The organism is Bradyrhizobium sp. P5_C12, from assembly GCF_054049735.1.
On sequence record NZ_JBFULU010000009.1, the window covers coordinates 130,923 to 144,427 of the forward strand.

At 65.7% G+C, this 13,505-nt stretch carries 9 protein-coding genes; 4 read left to right on the forward strand and 5 right to left on the reverse strand.

Features of this window, described 5'->3' with window-relative positions:
• Nucleotides 1-56 precede the first annotated feature (56 nt).
• Both polA and ACXJMY_RS11405 read right to left on the reverse strand, forming a co-directional pair.
• Entirely contained in the window at nucleotides 57-3,104 is a 3,048-nt protein-coding gene (gene polA / locus ACXJMY_RS11400; protein WP_456619422.1) for a DNA polymerase I, read from the reverse strand.
• Nucleotides 3,105-3,325: 221 nt separating this feature from the next.
• On the reverse strand, nucleotides 3,326-4,393 hold the full coding sequence (locus tag ACXJMY_RS11405; RefSeq protein WP_456619423.1) for an acyltransferase family protein: 1,068 nt from the start codon (nucleotides 4,391-4,393) through the stop codon (nucleotides 3,326-3,328).
• 193 nt (nucleotides 4,394-4,586) lie between these two features.
• On the opposite strand from ACXJMY_RS11405, the gene ACXJMY_RS11410 reads away from it, so the two are divergent.
• The 4 genes from ACXJMY_RS11410 to ACXJMY_RS11425 all read left to right on the forward strand — a co-directional run bounded on the left by ACXJMY_RS11410 (nucleotide 4,587) and on the right by ACXJMY_RS11425 (nucleotide 10,822).
• Nucleotides 4,587-5,903, forward strand: a complete 1,317-nt coding sequence (locus tag ACXJMY_RS11410; RefSeq protein WP_456619424.1) for a UDP-glucose dehydrogenase family protein — start codon at nucleotides 4,587-4,589, stop codon at nucleotides 5,901-5,903.
• 122 nt (nucleotides 5,904-6,025) lie between these two features.
• The gene (gene hrpB / locus ACXJMY_RS11415) at nucleotides 6,026-8,503 is read left to right on the forward strand and encodes an ATP-dependent helicase HrpB (RefSeq protein ID WP_456619425.1); all 2,478 of its coding nucleotides are present in this window, start codon (nucleotides 6,026-6,028) and stop codon (nucleotides 8,501-8,503) included.
• A 127-nt stretch (nucleotides 8,504-8,630) separates the two neighbouring features.
• Complete coding sequence (locus ACXJMY_RS11420) at nucleotides 8,631-9,143, forward strand: TIGR02281 family clan AA aspartic protease (protein ID WP_456619426.1); 513 nt, start codon at nucleotides 8,631-8,633, stop codon at nucleotides 9,141-9,143.
• Between the two features lie 179 nt (nucleotides 9,144-9,322).
• Nucleotides 9,323-10,822 carry a phosphomannomutase/phosphoglucomutase gene (locus tag ACXJMY_RS11425; protein ID WP_456619427.1) on the forward strand — a complete coding sequence of 500 codons (1,500 nt, stop codon included), beginning with the start codon at nucleotides 9,323-9,325 and terminating at the stop codon, nucleotides 10,820-10,822.
• Between the two features lie 194 nt (nucleotides 10,823-11,016).
• Here the strand turns inward: ACXJMY_RS11425 and ACXJMY_RS11430 are convergent, their stop codons facing one another.
• The 3 genes from ACXJMY_RS11430 to nudC all read right to left on the reverse strand — a co-directional run bounded on the left by ACXJMY_RS11430 (nucleotide 11,017) and on the right by nudC (nucleotide 13,505).
• Nucleotides 11,017-11,526 (reverse strand): Lrp/AsnC family transcriptional regulator, encoded by a 510-nt coding sequence (locus ACXJMY_RS11430; protein WP_011090847.1) that lies wholly within the window; start codon nucleotides 11,524-11,526, stop codon nucleotides 11,017-11,019.
• Nucleotides 11,527-11,629: 103 nt separating this feature from the next.
• Nucleotides 11,630-12,547, reverse strand: coding sequence for a sugar kinase (locus tag ACXJMY_RS11435; RefSeq protein ID WP_456619428.1), 918 nt, complete (start codon nucleotides 12,545-12,547; stop codon nucleotides 11,630-11,632).
• A 13-nt stretch (nucleotides 12,548-12,560) separates the two neighbouring features.
• A complete protein-coding gene (gene nudC, locus ACXJMY_RS11440) occupies nucleotides 12,561-13,505 on the reverse strand; it encodes an NAD(+) diphosphatase (RefSeq protein ID WP_456619429.1) in 945 nt (314 codons plus the stop codon).

The window sequence follows — 13,505 nt, forward strand, 5'->3', positions numbered from 1 at the left end:
GGATTGCTTCGCAATCCGACCTCTCCCCGCAAGCGGGGAGAGGTGAAGAGGCAGCGTCAATGCGCCTCGTCCCAGTTCGTCGCCGCGCGCGCGTCAACGTGCAGCGGCACTGACAAGAGCACGGCGGGGAACGGGGCGTCCTRCATCACGTGCTGAACGACGGGAAGCGTTGCCGCGACCTCGGCGTCCGGCACCTCGAAGATCAGTTCGTCGTGCACCTGAAGCAGCATCTGCGCCGACAGTTTTTTCTCGGCCAGCGCATCCTCCACCCGCGTCATGGCGCGGCGGATGATGTCGGCCGCGGTGCCCTGAAGCCGGGCGTTGATGGCGGCGCGCTCGTTGAAGGCGCGCACCGAGGCGTTCGAAGCCTTGATGTCGGGATAGTGGCACTTGCGGCCGAACAGGGTCGTGACATAGCCGTGGCTCCGGCAGAAATCACGGGTCTCGTCCATGTAGGCGCGGATGCCGGGGAAGCGCTCGAAATATTTCTTGATGTAGGCGGACGCCTCTTCGCGGGCGATGCCGAGCTGGTTGGCCAGCCCAAACGCCGAGATGCCGTAGATGATGCCGAAATTGATCGCCTTGGCGCGGCGGCGGATCTCGCTCGGCATGCCCTCGATCGGCACGCCGAACATTTCCGAAGCCGTCATCGCGTGAATATCGAGCCCGTCCTTGAACGCCTGCTTCAGCACCGGAATGTCGGCGATTTCGGCGAGCAATCGGAGCTCGATCTGCGAATAGTCGGCGGAAACCAGCTTGTGCCCCGGTGTCGCGATGAACGCGCGACGGATCTTGCGGCCGTCCTCGGTGCGCACCGGAATGTTCTGCAAATTCGGCTCGTTCGACGACAGCCGGCCCGTCGTGGTCGCGGCCAGCGCGTAGGTGGTGTGGACGCGATGGGTCTGCGGGTTGACGTAGGTCGGCAGCGCGTCGGTGTAGGTCGATTTCAGCTTGGAGACCTGGCGCCACTCCAGAATCTTCTTCGGGAAGTCGTGGCCCTGCTCGGCGAGGTCGTCCAGCACCTGCGCGGTGGTCGACCACGCGCCGGTCTTGGTCTTGGTGCCGCCCGACAATCCCATCTTGCCGAACAGAATGTCGCCGATCTGCTTGGGGCTGCCGACATTGACCGGCTCGCCCGCGATCTCCTGGATCTCGGCCTCGACGCGCGCGGCGGTCTGGGCGAAGTCGCCGGACAGGCGCGACAGCACCTGGCGGTCGATCGAGATGCCGCGCCGCTCCATGCGCGCGAGCACCGCGACCAGCGGCCGCTCCAGCGTCTCGTACACGGCGGTCATGTGCTCGGCGACGAGCCGCGGCTTCAGCACGCGCCACACCCGCAAGGTCATGTCGGCGCCTTCGGCCGACAGCGGCGCGGCCTTCTCGATCGGCACCTGGTCGAAGGTGATCTTGCCCTTGCCGCTGCCGAGCAGCTCGCTCTCCTTCAGCACGGCGTGCCCGAACCAGCGCTCTGCGAGCGAGTCAAGTTCGTTCGAACCCCGCCCGGCGTCGAGCACATAGGAGATCAATTTGGCATCGTCGGTGTTGCGCAGCGTGATGCCGTGCTGCGCCAGCATGACGGCGGTGAACTTGACGTCGAAGCCGATCTTGAGGATGCCGGCCGATTCCAGCACCGGTCGCAGCGCATCGATGGCCTCGGCGTGCTTGACCTGATCGGGCGCGAGGCCGGCGTCGAACAGGCCGGCGCCGCCGCCGGACTGCTTGTGCGCCAGCGGCACGTAGCAGGCGTCGTTCGGCGCCAGCGCCAGCGCGATGCCGCAGAGATCGGCCTGCATCGGGTCGATGGAGTTGGCGCGGATCTCGATCGCGACCTGGCCGGCGTCATGGATGCGTGCGATGAAGGCATTGAGCTCGGCGAGCGTCTTGATCGCCTGGTACTTGCCGCGGTCGACCGGAAGCTTTCGCAAAGCCTCTTCACGCGCGGCGGCGAGCGAGATCGGCGCGCCCTTGAGGCTGGCCGACTTGTCACCCTTGTCGCCGCCCTTGGCGGTGACTGCAGGAGCGGCAAAGAGATCGCCGGACGTCTCGGACGATGTCGCCCTGGCCGCGCCGTCGCCGGTTTTGCCGCGTGCCTCGCTGCTGTTGGCCACGTCGGCGTCGACATTGGCGGGATCGATCTGCGAATAGTCGGCGACGCGGCGGGTCAGCGTGGAAAACTCCATCGCCTTCAGGAAGGCGATCAGCTTGCGCGCATCGGGCTCGTGGACGGCGAGGTCGTCGAGCGGCACGTCCAGCTCGACCTTGTCGTCGAGCAGCACCAGCTTGCGCGAGATCCGCGCCTTCTCGGCGTTCTCGATCAGCGCCTCGCGCCGCTTCGGCTGCTTGATCTCGGTGGCGCGGAACAGCAATTGCTCGAGGTCGCCATATTCGACGATCAGCTGCGCCGCGGTCTTGATGCCGATGCCCGGCACGCCCGGCACGTTGTCGGTGGAATCACCGGCCAGCGCCTGCACCTCGACCACCTTCTCCGGCGGCACGCCGAATTTCTCGATCACCTCGGGGATGCCGATGCGGCGATCCTTCATGGTGTCGTACATCGTGATCTTGTCGTTCACGAGCTGCATCAGATCCTTGTCGGAGGACACGATGGTCGTGTGGGCGCCGCGGTCGCTGGCCTGCCGCGCATAGGTCGCGATCAGATCGTCGGCCTCGAAGCCGCCCTGTTCCAGGCAGGGCAGGTCGAAGGCGCGCACGGCTTCGCGGATCAGCGAAAATTGCGGGATCAGGTCGTCCGGCGCCGGCGGCCGGTGCGCCTTGTACTCGGGGTAGATCTTGTTGCGGAACGTGACCTCCGACTTGTCGAAGACGATGGCCAGATGCGTCGGCCGGTTGTCGGCGGGCATGTCGCGCAAGAGCTTCCACAGCATGTTGCAGAAGCCGAGCACCGCATTGACCTGCAACCCATCCGACTTGCGGTTCAGCGGCGGCAGCGCGTGATAGGCGCGGAAGATGTAGCCGGAACCGTCGACCAGGAAGATGTGGTCGCCCTTGCCGGCCGCCTTCGCCGCGACTGGTTTGGCAGCAGGCTTGTCAGCAGCGGATTTGGCGTCGGCTTTGGCGGCGGTCGTCGGGGAGGTTTTGGGCATGGCCGCAATGTATGAATTTTTGCGGGCTTTGACAGCCTTCGACAGTGGCTTTTTGGGGCGATTCCCACACCTCATCGTCGTCCCGGCGAAGGCCGGGACCCATAACCACCGGGCGTAGTTTGGCGAAGACTGGTGGTTAAGCGATCGTGCCGCTGTACAAAGACCTGCGATCCATCGATAAATCACGCGGTATGGGTCCCGGCCTTCGCCGGGACGACGGATTACTCCGCCGCCTGCAACACCGCGCCCGCCTTCTTCGGCGCGATCCAGAACGCATCCGGCCGCTCGAACAGGAAGTGCGCATTGAGCCGCAGCGCGGCCTGCCAGATCGCGAGCGATCCGACCACCCCCACAATGGTGACGATCAGCGACACCGTGCCGATATCGGGAATGATGCCGGTGCGCAGCAGCAGCGTTCGTGTCGCCGCCATCGGCAGGAAGAAGGCGAGGTAGATCACGATCGAATGCTCGCCGCAGAAGCCCAGGACATTCAGCCAATGGGCCCGCGCGAGCAGCGTGCCCATTGTGATGATGGCGCAGGCGCCGGCGAAGCCGAGCACGAGCGACACGATCTTCCATTCGCTCGCGCCGAGCGCGACGACGCCTGCATTGATCAGTGCCCACGCTGCAAGGGCCGCGAGCGCAAGTGTGGGGTGATTGCGCGCGCGATCCGACAGCGCGAACACGTAAGGCGCGAACAGATAGCCCGAGTAGAAATAGACGAAGCGCGCGCAGAACTCGTCGATCGCGGTCCAACCGGTTGTGATGTGCGCCGTCTCCAGCGCCGCGGCGACGAGCCAGATCGCGAGCGGCGGGATCGGCCGTGTCAGTTTTGTGACGACGAAGAAGATCGGCAGCAGGTAAATGAACCAGAGCGTGCCGAACGGCTCGATGAAGGATTCGAGATACAGCAGGCCGGCGTCGCGCCAGCTCGTCTCCGCCGCGAAGGCGGGCGCCTTGAAGCCGAACTGGATTGTCACCCAGACGACATAGAAATAGGCGAAATGCACCACCTTGCGGTCGAGATAGGTTCGCCAGTCGCGGTCGATCACAAGGGGCAGGAACAGGCCCGAAATCAGGAAGAAATCCGGCATCCGGAACGGTTTTGCGAAGGCCACCGCGACATGCATGAAACCGGTCTCGCCGGCGGCGAGCTCGACCCCCAGCACCGAATGCATCATCACCACCATGATGATGCAGATGCCCTTGGCGTAGTCGATCCAGTCGACACGCGCGGCAGCCGGGACCTTGCGTCCCCCGCTCGCGGCGATTGTGCCGATTGCTGCCATGGTGTCCCTTTTCGAGGCGTGTTCCGCCCGGCTCTGTCCGGGCGCGGGGCAGTGTGGGGCCTTGCGGTTTACGATTTCTTTGCCGGTACAATTCGCGTGCCGGTTTTTGCCTGCGGACTGTTCCCTCAGCTCAGGAAAATGCTAAACCGCCCCGCATTGGGGTTTCGTTAACCAAGCCAGAACAGGGTTTTTCATGCGAATCGCGATGATCGGCACGGGCTATGTGGGACTGGTCTCCGGAGCCTGCTTTGCGGATTTCGGTCACGACGTCACCTGCGTTGACAAGGACGAGAAGAAGATCGCGGCACTCCATCGCGGCGAGATCCCGATCTACGAGCCCGGCCTCGACGAATTGGTCGCAACCAACGTCAAGGCCAAGCGGCTCGACTTCACCACCGACCTGTCGAAGCCGGTGGCCGATGCCGATGCCGTGTTCATCGCGGTCGGCACGCCGTCGCGCCGGGGCGACGGTCACGCCGATCTGTCCTATGTCTACGCCGCCGCGCGCGAGATCGCGCAGTCGCTGTCCGGCTTCACCGTCGTGGTGACGAAGTCGACGGTTCCGGTCGGCACCGGCGACGAGGTCGAGCGCATCATCCGCGAGACCAATCCCAAGGCCGATGTGGTCGTCGCCTCGAACCCCGAGTTCCTGCGCGAGGGCGCCGCGATCCGCGACTTCAAGTTCCCGGATCGCGTCGTCGTCGGCACCTCCGACGAGCGCGGCCGCAAGGTGATGGGCGACATCTACCGCCCGCTGTCGCTGAACCAGGCGCCGCTGATGTTCACCGAACGCCGYACCGCCGAGATGATCAAATACGCCGCGAACGCGTTCCTCGCGACCAAGATCACCTTCATCAACGAGATCGCCGATCTGTCCGAAAAAGTCGGCGCCAACGTCCAGGAGGTCGCGCGCGGCATTGGCCTGGACAACCGCATCGGCACCAAGTTTYTGCATGCCGGCCCGGGCTTCGGCGGCTCCTGCTTCCCGAAGGACACCAAGGCGCTGATCAAGATCGCGCAGGACTACGACGTGTCCCTGCGCATCGTCGAATCCGTGCTCGCCGTCAACGAGAACCGCAAGCGTGCGATGGCGCGCAAGGTCAGCCAGGCGCTCGGCGGCTCGCTGCGCGGCAAGACCATCGCCGTGCTTGGTCTCACCTTCAAGCCCGACACCGACGACATGCGCGATGCGCCGTCGATCCCGCTGGTGACCGGCCTGATCGACATGGGCGCCAAGGTGAAGGCCTTCGATCCCGTCGGGATGGAGCAGGCGAAGAGCGAGCTGCCCAGCATCACCTATTGCGAGGACGCCTATTCCTGCGCGGAAGGCGCCGATGCGCTCGTCATCGTCACCGAATGGGTGCAGTTCCGTGCTCTCGATCTCGACCGGCTGAAGGCGACCATGGCGCAGGCCGTCATCGTCGACCTCCGCAACATCTACCGCCCCGAAGAGATGGAAGCCGCCGGCTTCGTCTATGAGAGCGTCGGCCGGCCGTCCACGCGGGGCTGATAGCGACACACGATTGTCATACCCCGCGAAGGCGGGGTATCCAGTAACCCCGATCTTCGTGATGATTGGGACCTGAGTTTACTGGATCACCCGCATGCGCGGGTGATGACGGAAGCGAGATTTTGCCCCGCAGCTTCGACACGCCCCTCCCGATCGACGCCGTGCTCGACGATTTGTCGCGCACGCTGGAGGCGCGTAATGCCGCCGTTCTGGTGGCCCCTCCCGGCGCCGGCAAGACCACGCGGGTGCCGCTTGCGCTGCTCGATGCGCCCTGGGCCAAAGGCAAGAAGATCATCGTGCTGGAGCCGCGGCGCATCGCCGCGCGCGCCAGCGCCGATCGCATGGCCAAGTCGCTTCGAGAGCGCCCGGGCGAGACCGTCGGTTACCGCGTCCGTTTCGGCTCGAAGATTTCGCGCGCGACGCGCATCGAGGTCGTGACCGAAGGCATCTTCACCCGGCAGATCATGGACGATCCGGAGCTCTCCGGCGTTGCCGCCGTCCTGTTCGACGAATTCCACGAGCGCTCGCTCGATGCCGATCTCGGCCTCGCGCTGGCGCGTGACGCGCAACTGGGCCTGCGCGAGGATTTGCGCATCCTGGTGATGTCGGCAACGCTCGACGGCGCGCGTGTGGCAAAACTGCTCGGCGAGGCGCCCGTCGTCGAAAGCGAGGGCCGCGCTTTTCCGGTCGAGACGCGCTATCTCGGCCGCAAGGCGGATGCGCAGGTGGAACGGCAGATGGCGGACGCAATCGCCTCGGCACTGCGCGCAGATAGCGGCTCGGTGCTGGCCTTCCTGCCCGGCGCCGCCGAAATCCGCCGCACCCAGACTTTCGTCAGCGAACGCGTGCAGGATGCGTCCATCGAGATCGTGCCGCTGTTCGGCGCGCTCGATGCCGCCGTGCAGGATCGCGCCATCGCACCGGCGCCCAAGGGCACCCGCAAGGTCGTGCTGGCGACATCGATCGCGGAGACCTCGCTCACCATCGAGGGCGTGCGCATCGTGGTCGATTCCGGTCTCGCCCGCGTGCCGCGCTACGAGCCGGATATCGGGCTGACGCGGCTCGAGACCGTGCGCGTCTCGCGCGCGGCGGCGGACCAGCGTCGCGGCCGCGCCGGCCGTACCGAGCCCGGCGTGTGCTACCGGCTCTGGGACGAGCCGCAGACGGCGTCGCTTGCGCCCTACACCCAGCCGGAGATCCTCAGCGCCGATTTGTCGTCGCTGGTGCTCGATCTCGCGCAATGGGGCGTCAGTGATCCGGCCGCGCTGTCGTTCCTCGACCCGCCGCCGCAGCCGGCCTGGAAGGAAGCCAAGAGCCTGCTCTCCGAGCTCAACGCCCTCGATGGCGACGGCCGCATCACCGCGGAAGGCAAGAGCCTGCGCGCGCTGGCGCTGCCGCCACGGCTCGCGCGCATGATCGTGGATTCGCATCGTGCAGGCGCGGGCGAAGAAGCGGCCGAGATCGCCGCCATCCTCACCGAGCGCGGGCTCGGCGGCGACAGCGCCGATCTCGAGCACAGGCGCGACCAGTTCCGTCGCGACCGCTCGCCGCGCGCGTCGAGCGCGCGCGACCTCGCCCGGCGCTGGGCTTCGCAGGTGGCGGCCTCGGAGAAGTCCGCGATAGAGCAGGACGAGCTCTCGACCGGCCTGATGCTCGCCTATGCCTTCCCGGACCGCGTCGCGCGCAACCGCGGCAATGGCAGTTTTGTGCTCGCCAACGGCCGCGGTGCTGCTGTTGACCAGACCTCGTCGCTCGCCCGCGCGCCCTATATCGCGATCGGCGAGATGACGGGCACGGCGGCCAGCGGACGCATCCTGCTCGCGGCGCCGATCGCGCAGGACGAGATCGAGCGGCACTTCGCCGAACATATCGAAACCGTCGACGAGATCTCATTCGATCGTGGTGCGATGGCGCTGCGCGCACGGCGCAAGCGCGCGCTGCACGCGATCACGCTCTCCGAGGCGACGCTTGCCGTGTCGCCGTCGGAGGAGACAGCGCGCATCTTCGCAGATGGCCTGATCGCCGCCGGCCTCGACCGCTTGCCCTGGTCGAAGGCAGCAAAACAATGGCGCGACCGGGTGATGTTCCTGCGCAAGGCCGAAGGCGAAGCCTGGCCCGACCTGACGGACGATGGCTTGATCGCGCGGCGTGACGACTGGCTGGTGCCCGCGCTGTACGACAAGATTGCGCTGAAGGATATCGCCGCCGGCGATCTCTCCGATGCGCTGATGGCGCTGTTGCCGTGGGAGATGCGCGCGCGGCTCGAGCGCGAAGCGCCGACCCATTTCGAGGCGCCGACCGGCACCGTGCTTGCCATCGACTATGAAGCCGAGCAGGGGCCGACCATCGCCGTGCGGCTCCAGGAATTGTTCGGCCTCAACACCCACCCGTCGATCGCGGCGGGCAAGGTGCCGCTGGTGCTGGAACTGCTGTCGCCGGCGCAACGCCCGGTGCAGGTGACGCGCGATCTTCCCGGCTTCTGGCGCGGCAGTTACAGCGCCGTGCGCTCCGACCTGCGCGGCCGCTACCCGCGCCACCCCTGGCCGGAAGATCCGGCGAATGCTCTGCCGACCCGGCGGGTGAAACCGCGCGGCACCTGAGAAGCACGAAGGCGAATTAACCGTTCGCTCATCCTTTTCGTCAAAATGACACCGTTCCGGCCGCGGCGCCGCTCGCGGGCGAGCAGGTCGCGTGGTGAAATCGAGCTTTCGGGCTCCGAGTGCCGTGATGCGTAACATAATGATCTTCGCGGCCATCATGATAGGGCTGGGCACCTTCATGGCGCAGATGGCCGACAGGATGAGCTCCGCCTCCGCGACGTCGGCGCCGCGCACCACGGTCGCAGTCGCGACCGCGGCGCCGGCCGGTGGCCGCAGCCTCAGCATCTCCCGCGACGGTCGCGGCCATTTCCAGGCCGAGGGCCGGATCGAGGGCCAGCGCATCGGCTTCATGATCGACACCGGCGCCTCCGTGGTTGCACTGAACGAGACGTCGGCTGCACGCTTCGGCCTGCGTCCCTCGCGCAGCGAGTACAACGCCACCGTCTCCACCGCCAACGGCACCATCAAGGCCGCGCGCACCCGCATCGCCATGTTAGAGGTCGGCGGCCTCATCGTGCGCGATGTCGATGCCATGGTGCTGCCGGACGAGGCGCTGTCCGAGAACCTGCTCGGCCTCTCATTCCTGTCCCGCCTCAAGCGCTTTGAGTACGCCAACGGCCAGATGGTGCTGGAGCAGTAGGCCCTGGTGGGCTAAGCCGGGCCAATTCAATAACGATCTGAGAGCCTGCCGCGGCTGGCGTTTCGCCGTTACCAAACTGCCGCAATTATCATCCATAAGCTGCCAATCCCGCCTTCCGCTGTGGCCCGGCATTCGCTAAGGCTGCATGAAATCCTGCTCATTTTCACGAGACCGTCTCAATGTTCCCCAAGCCTAAATCCGTCTTGTTGCCCAACACCTATGCCTTCGAATCCGAGCCGATGGTGAAGGCGACCGGCTTTCGCGAATATGACGCGCGCTGGCTGTTCAACAAGGAAATCAACCTGATGGGGGTGCAGGCGCTCGGCATGGGGCTGGGCGCGCTGATCGCCGAACTCGGTGTCAGCCAGGAGATCGTCACCGGCCATGATTTCCGCGGCTATTCGGCCTCGATCAAATATGCGCTGATTTCGGGCCTGATGGCTGCGGGGTGCAAGGTGCATGACATCGGGCTTGCGGTGACGCCGATGGCCTATTTCGCGCAGTTCGATCTCGACGTGCCCTGCTGCGCCATGGTCACGGCCTCGCACAACGACAACGGCTGGACCGGCGTGAAGATGGGCGCCAACCGTCCGCTGACCTTCGGCCCCGACGAGATGACGCGGCTGAAGCAGATCGTGCTCAATGCCGAGTTCAAGAACAAGGTCGGCGGCTCCTACCAGTTCCACGAGAATTATCCGGCGCGCTACATCGCCGACCTCACCAATCGCCCGAAGCTGAAGCGCAAGCTCAAGGTGGTTGCGGCCTGCGGCAACGGCACCGCCGGTGCGTTCGCGCCGCAGGTGCTGGAGGCGATCGGCTGCGAGGTGATCCCGCTCGACACCGAGCTCGACTACACCTTCCCGAAATACAATCCGAATCCGGAAGACATGGAGATGCTGCACGCGATCCGCGACGCGGTGCTGCAGCACAAGGCCGATGTCGGCCTCGGCTTCGACGGCGACGGCGATCGCTGCGGCGTCGTCGACAACACCGGCGAGGAGATCTTTGCCGACAAGGTCGGCGTGATGCTGGCGCGCGACATGTCGGCGATCCACAAGGACGCGCAGTTCATTGTCGACGTGAAATCGACCGGCCTGTTCATCACCGACCCGGTGTTGCAGAAGCAGGGCGCCAAGACCACCTATTGGAAGACGGGCCATTCCTACATGAAGCGCCGCACCCACGAGACGGGTGCGCTCGCTGGCTTCGAGAAGTCGGGCCACTTCTTCTTCAACAAGCCGTATGGCCGCGGCTATGACGACGGCCTGGTCTCGGCGATCGCGATCTGCGACATGCTCGACCGCGCCCCCGGCAAGTCGATGGCCGACCTGAAGGATGCATTGCCGAAGACCTGGTCGTCGCCGACCATGTCGCCGCATTGCGCCGATGAGGTCAAGTACGGCGTCATCGACCAGGTGGTGAAGCATTTTGAAGGCTTGCAGGCCAAGGGCGCCAAGATCGGCGGACAGGCGATCCGCGACCTCGTCACCGTCAACGGCGTGCGCGTCACGGTCGAGGACGGCAGCTGGGGCTTGGTGCGCGCCTCCTCCAACAAGCCCGAGCTCGTGGTCGTGGTCGAGAGCCCGGTCTCCGAGCAGCGCATGCACGACATGTTCGAGATGGTGAACAGCGTGCTGAGGACGCATCCCGAAGTCGGCGAGTACAATCAGAAGATCTGAGGTTTGGTTCGCGGCGGCCCGCCGCGGCGGCAGTGCGCTCCCTCGCCCCGTTCTTACGGGGAGAGGGTTGGGGTGAGGGGCCTTTCTCCGCACGTGAGATCGACGAGAGACCTGTACCCCCTCACCCGGATCGCAAGAGCGATCCGACCTCTCCCCGCAAGCGGGGAGAGGTGAAGAGCAACGCCTCTTGAATATTAAGCCGCCACCACCGCCGGGATCGGCAGCGCCGTCACCGACTTGATCTTCTCCATCGCGAAGCGCGAGGTGACGTTCTTCAGCGGCACGGCGCTGATCAGCTTCTTGTAGAAGACGTCATAGGCCTGCATGTCCGCGACCACGACGCGCAGCATGTAGTCGACGTCGCCGGCCATGCGGTAGAATTCCATCACCTCGGGCATGGCGCTGACGGCCTCGGCGAACTTCTTGAGCCAGGCGTCGGAATGATCGGAGCTCTCGACCGAGACGAACACGGAGATGCCGAGTCCGATCTTGTTCTGGTCGACCAGCGCCACCCGCTTCAGGATGACGCCGTCGGCCTCGAGGCGCTGGATGCGCTTCCAGCAGGGGGTGGACGACAGGCCGACCCGGTCGCCGATCTCGGCGACGGACAGGGAGGCGTCTTCCTGGAGGACCATCAGGATCTTGCGGTCGATGGCGTCGAGGCGGCGGCTGGTCTCGGGGATCTGGACGGCGAGGTCAGTCATTTGAAGAACTTTGTTCCATTATTCGGGTCGATATCCCTCATATATAGAAAAATCTTCTATCGCAAGCCTATAATCTCGGCGAGCGGCTTGTGTTCAACCGCAGTCATCCACGCAAAAGTTCTTCAACTTCAATGCGTTGCGGGGCGGCCAGACCGCCGCCATGGCGGGTGCATTTCAGCGCTGCGGCGGCCGCGGCGAATTGCAGCGCCTCCCGGACATCGCTGCCTTCGGCCAGGCGAAGCGTGAACGCGCCATGGAAGACGTCGCCGGCACCGAGCGTGTCGACGGCCTCGACCAGAAAGGCCGGCGTCTCCTCGAGCTCGCCCCTCTCGTTCAGCCAGATCGTGCCGCGCGGGCCTCGGGTGGCGGCCAGGAAGGCCGGCGTCAGCCCGGCCAGGCGCTTCAAGGCGCCGCCGTCGTCGGCGATGCCGGCAGTCTCCCGCACCTGTTCGCTGGCGAACAGCAGATGCGAGGCCGCCGTGAGCAGGCCGTCGGTCGGTGCCATCGCACGGTCGACGCCGACGATGACGGGAATGCCGCGGCTTCGCGCCTCCGCGCAGAGGTCGGTGCAAAACGAAGCGCAGCGGCTCTCGACCAGAACCGCCTCGCAGCCGGCCAGCAGTTGATCGGTGTTGGGCAACCTCACGCTCCACAGAGCGGGATCGCGAAAAATGGTGAGCGTTCGCTCGCCGGAAGGTTCGATCAGGATTGCCGAGACCGGCGTTGCAAGCCCCGGCATGCGCACGATATGTGCGGTTTCGATGCCCTCGGCGGCCATCCGTTCGAGAATGAAGCCGCTCGATGCCTCCTGCGCGTCGCCCATCGGCCCGGTGAACGCGACGCGGCCGCCGAGCCGCGCGATGGCGATCGCGGCATTGAGCGCGTTGCCGCCGCAGATCTCCGCAAAATGGCTGGCGTTCGCCTTGCTGCCGTGCTCGGGCACGGCCTCGACGCGAAACGTGAGGTCGCGCACGGGAATGCCGATGCACAGGATGCGCGGCGCGGTCCCTGACGCGGCCATCGACGGTTTCAGCTCAGGTGCTGCTCTTGTCGTGCACCCAGCGGCCGAGCAGATGATGGGCAATGGCGAAGGGGTGCGGGCCGGCGAGGCCGTCCGGATGCGTCCGCGTCAGCATCTTGGCTGCCTCCTCGCGCGTGAACCAGCGCGCGTCCTCCAGCTCAGAATGATCGACGACGATGTCCTCGTTCAGCGCCCGCGCGCTACAGCCGATCATCAGCGACGACGGGTAGGGCCAGGGCTGGGTCATGTAATACTGCACGTCGGTGCAGCGGATCCCGGACTCTTCGAGGATTTCACGGCGTACCGCGTCCTCGATGGTTTCGGCGGCCTCGACGAAGCCGGCGAGGCACGAATACATGCCCGGCAAGAACTGCTTCTGGCGGCCGAGCAGGCACTTCTCGCCGGAGGCCACCAGCATGATCACGACCGGATCGGTGCGCGGAAAATGCTCGGCCTTGCAGCTCGGGCAGTCGCGCTTCCAGCCGCCCTCCTTCATCGCGCTGCGGGTGCCGCAATTGGCGCAATAGCCGTGGCGCTGATGCCAGCTCACCAGAGACTTCGCCATCGCGACCGCCGAGAGCTCGTCGGGGCGGACCGCGCCCTGCATCGCCATGCCGCGCAGCTCGGTGAGGGTGTAGTCCTCGCGGCCGACCAGCTTCTCGGCCGCGGCCTGCGACAGGCCCATGCCGAACACCGCGGCGCCGTCGCGCAGCCCCAGAAAGACCGTGCCGGGATTGGCGCCGCATTTCAGCGCTTCGTCGATTCCCAGCAGCGCGCGGACTTTTTCGCCCTCGCGCTTCACCAGCAGCGAGTCGCGGTGGACGACATAGGCGCGCGAGGTCGGCTTCTGTTCCAGCGCGAACAGCTTTTCGTCGTCGCGGCGCAGATGCGCGGCGCGGTCGAGCACATTGGTGACGAAGGCCGGTTGCCCCAGCGGAAACGAGTCGAATGCTGACAT

Coding starts and splice junctions, on each gene's coding strand:
- ACXJMY_RS11405 (WP_456619423.1), bottom strand. CDS start 4,393: ATGGCAGCAATCGGCACAATCGCCGCGAGCGGGGGACGCAAGGTCCCG.
- ACXJMY_RS11420 (WP_456619426.1), top strand. CDS start 8,631: ATGCGTAACATAATGATCTTCGCGGCCATCATGATAGGGCTGGGCACC.
- ACXJMY_RS11425 (WP_456619427.1), top strand. CDS start 9,323: ATGTTCCCCAAGCCTAAATCCGTCTTGTTGCCCAACACCTATGCCTTC.
- ACXJMY_RS11430 (WP_011090847.1), bottom strand. CDS start 11,526: ATGACTGACCTCGCCGTCCAGATCCCCGAGACCAGCCGCCGCCTCGAC.
- ACXJMY_RS11435 (WP_456619428.1), bottom strand. CDS start 12,547: ATGGCCGCGTCAGGGACCGCGCCGCGCATCCTGTGCATCGGCATTCCC.
- nudC (WP_456619429.1), bottom strand. CDS start 13,505: ATGTCAGCATTCGACTCGTTTCCGCTGGGGCAACCGGCCTTCGTCACC.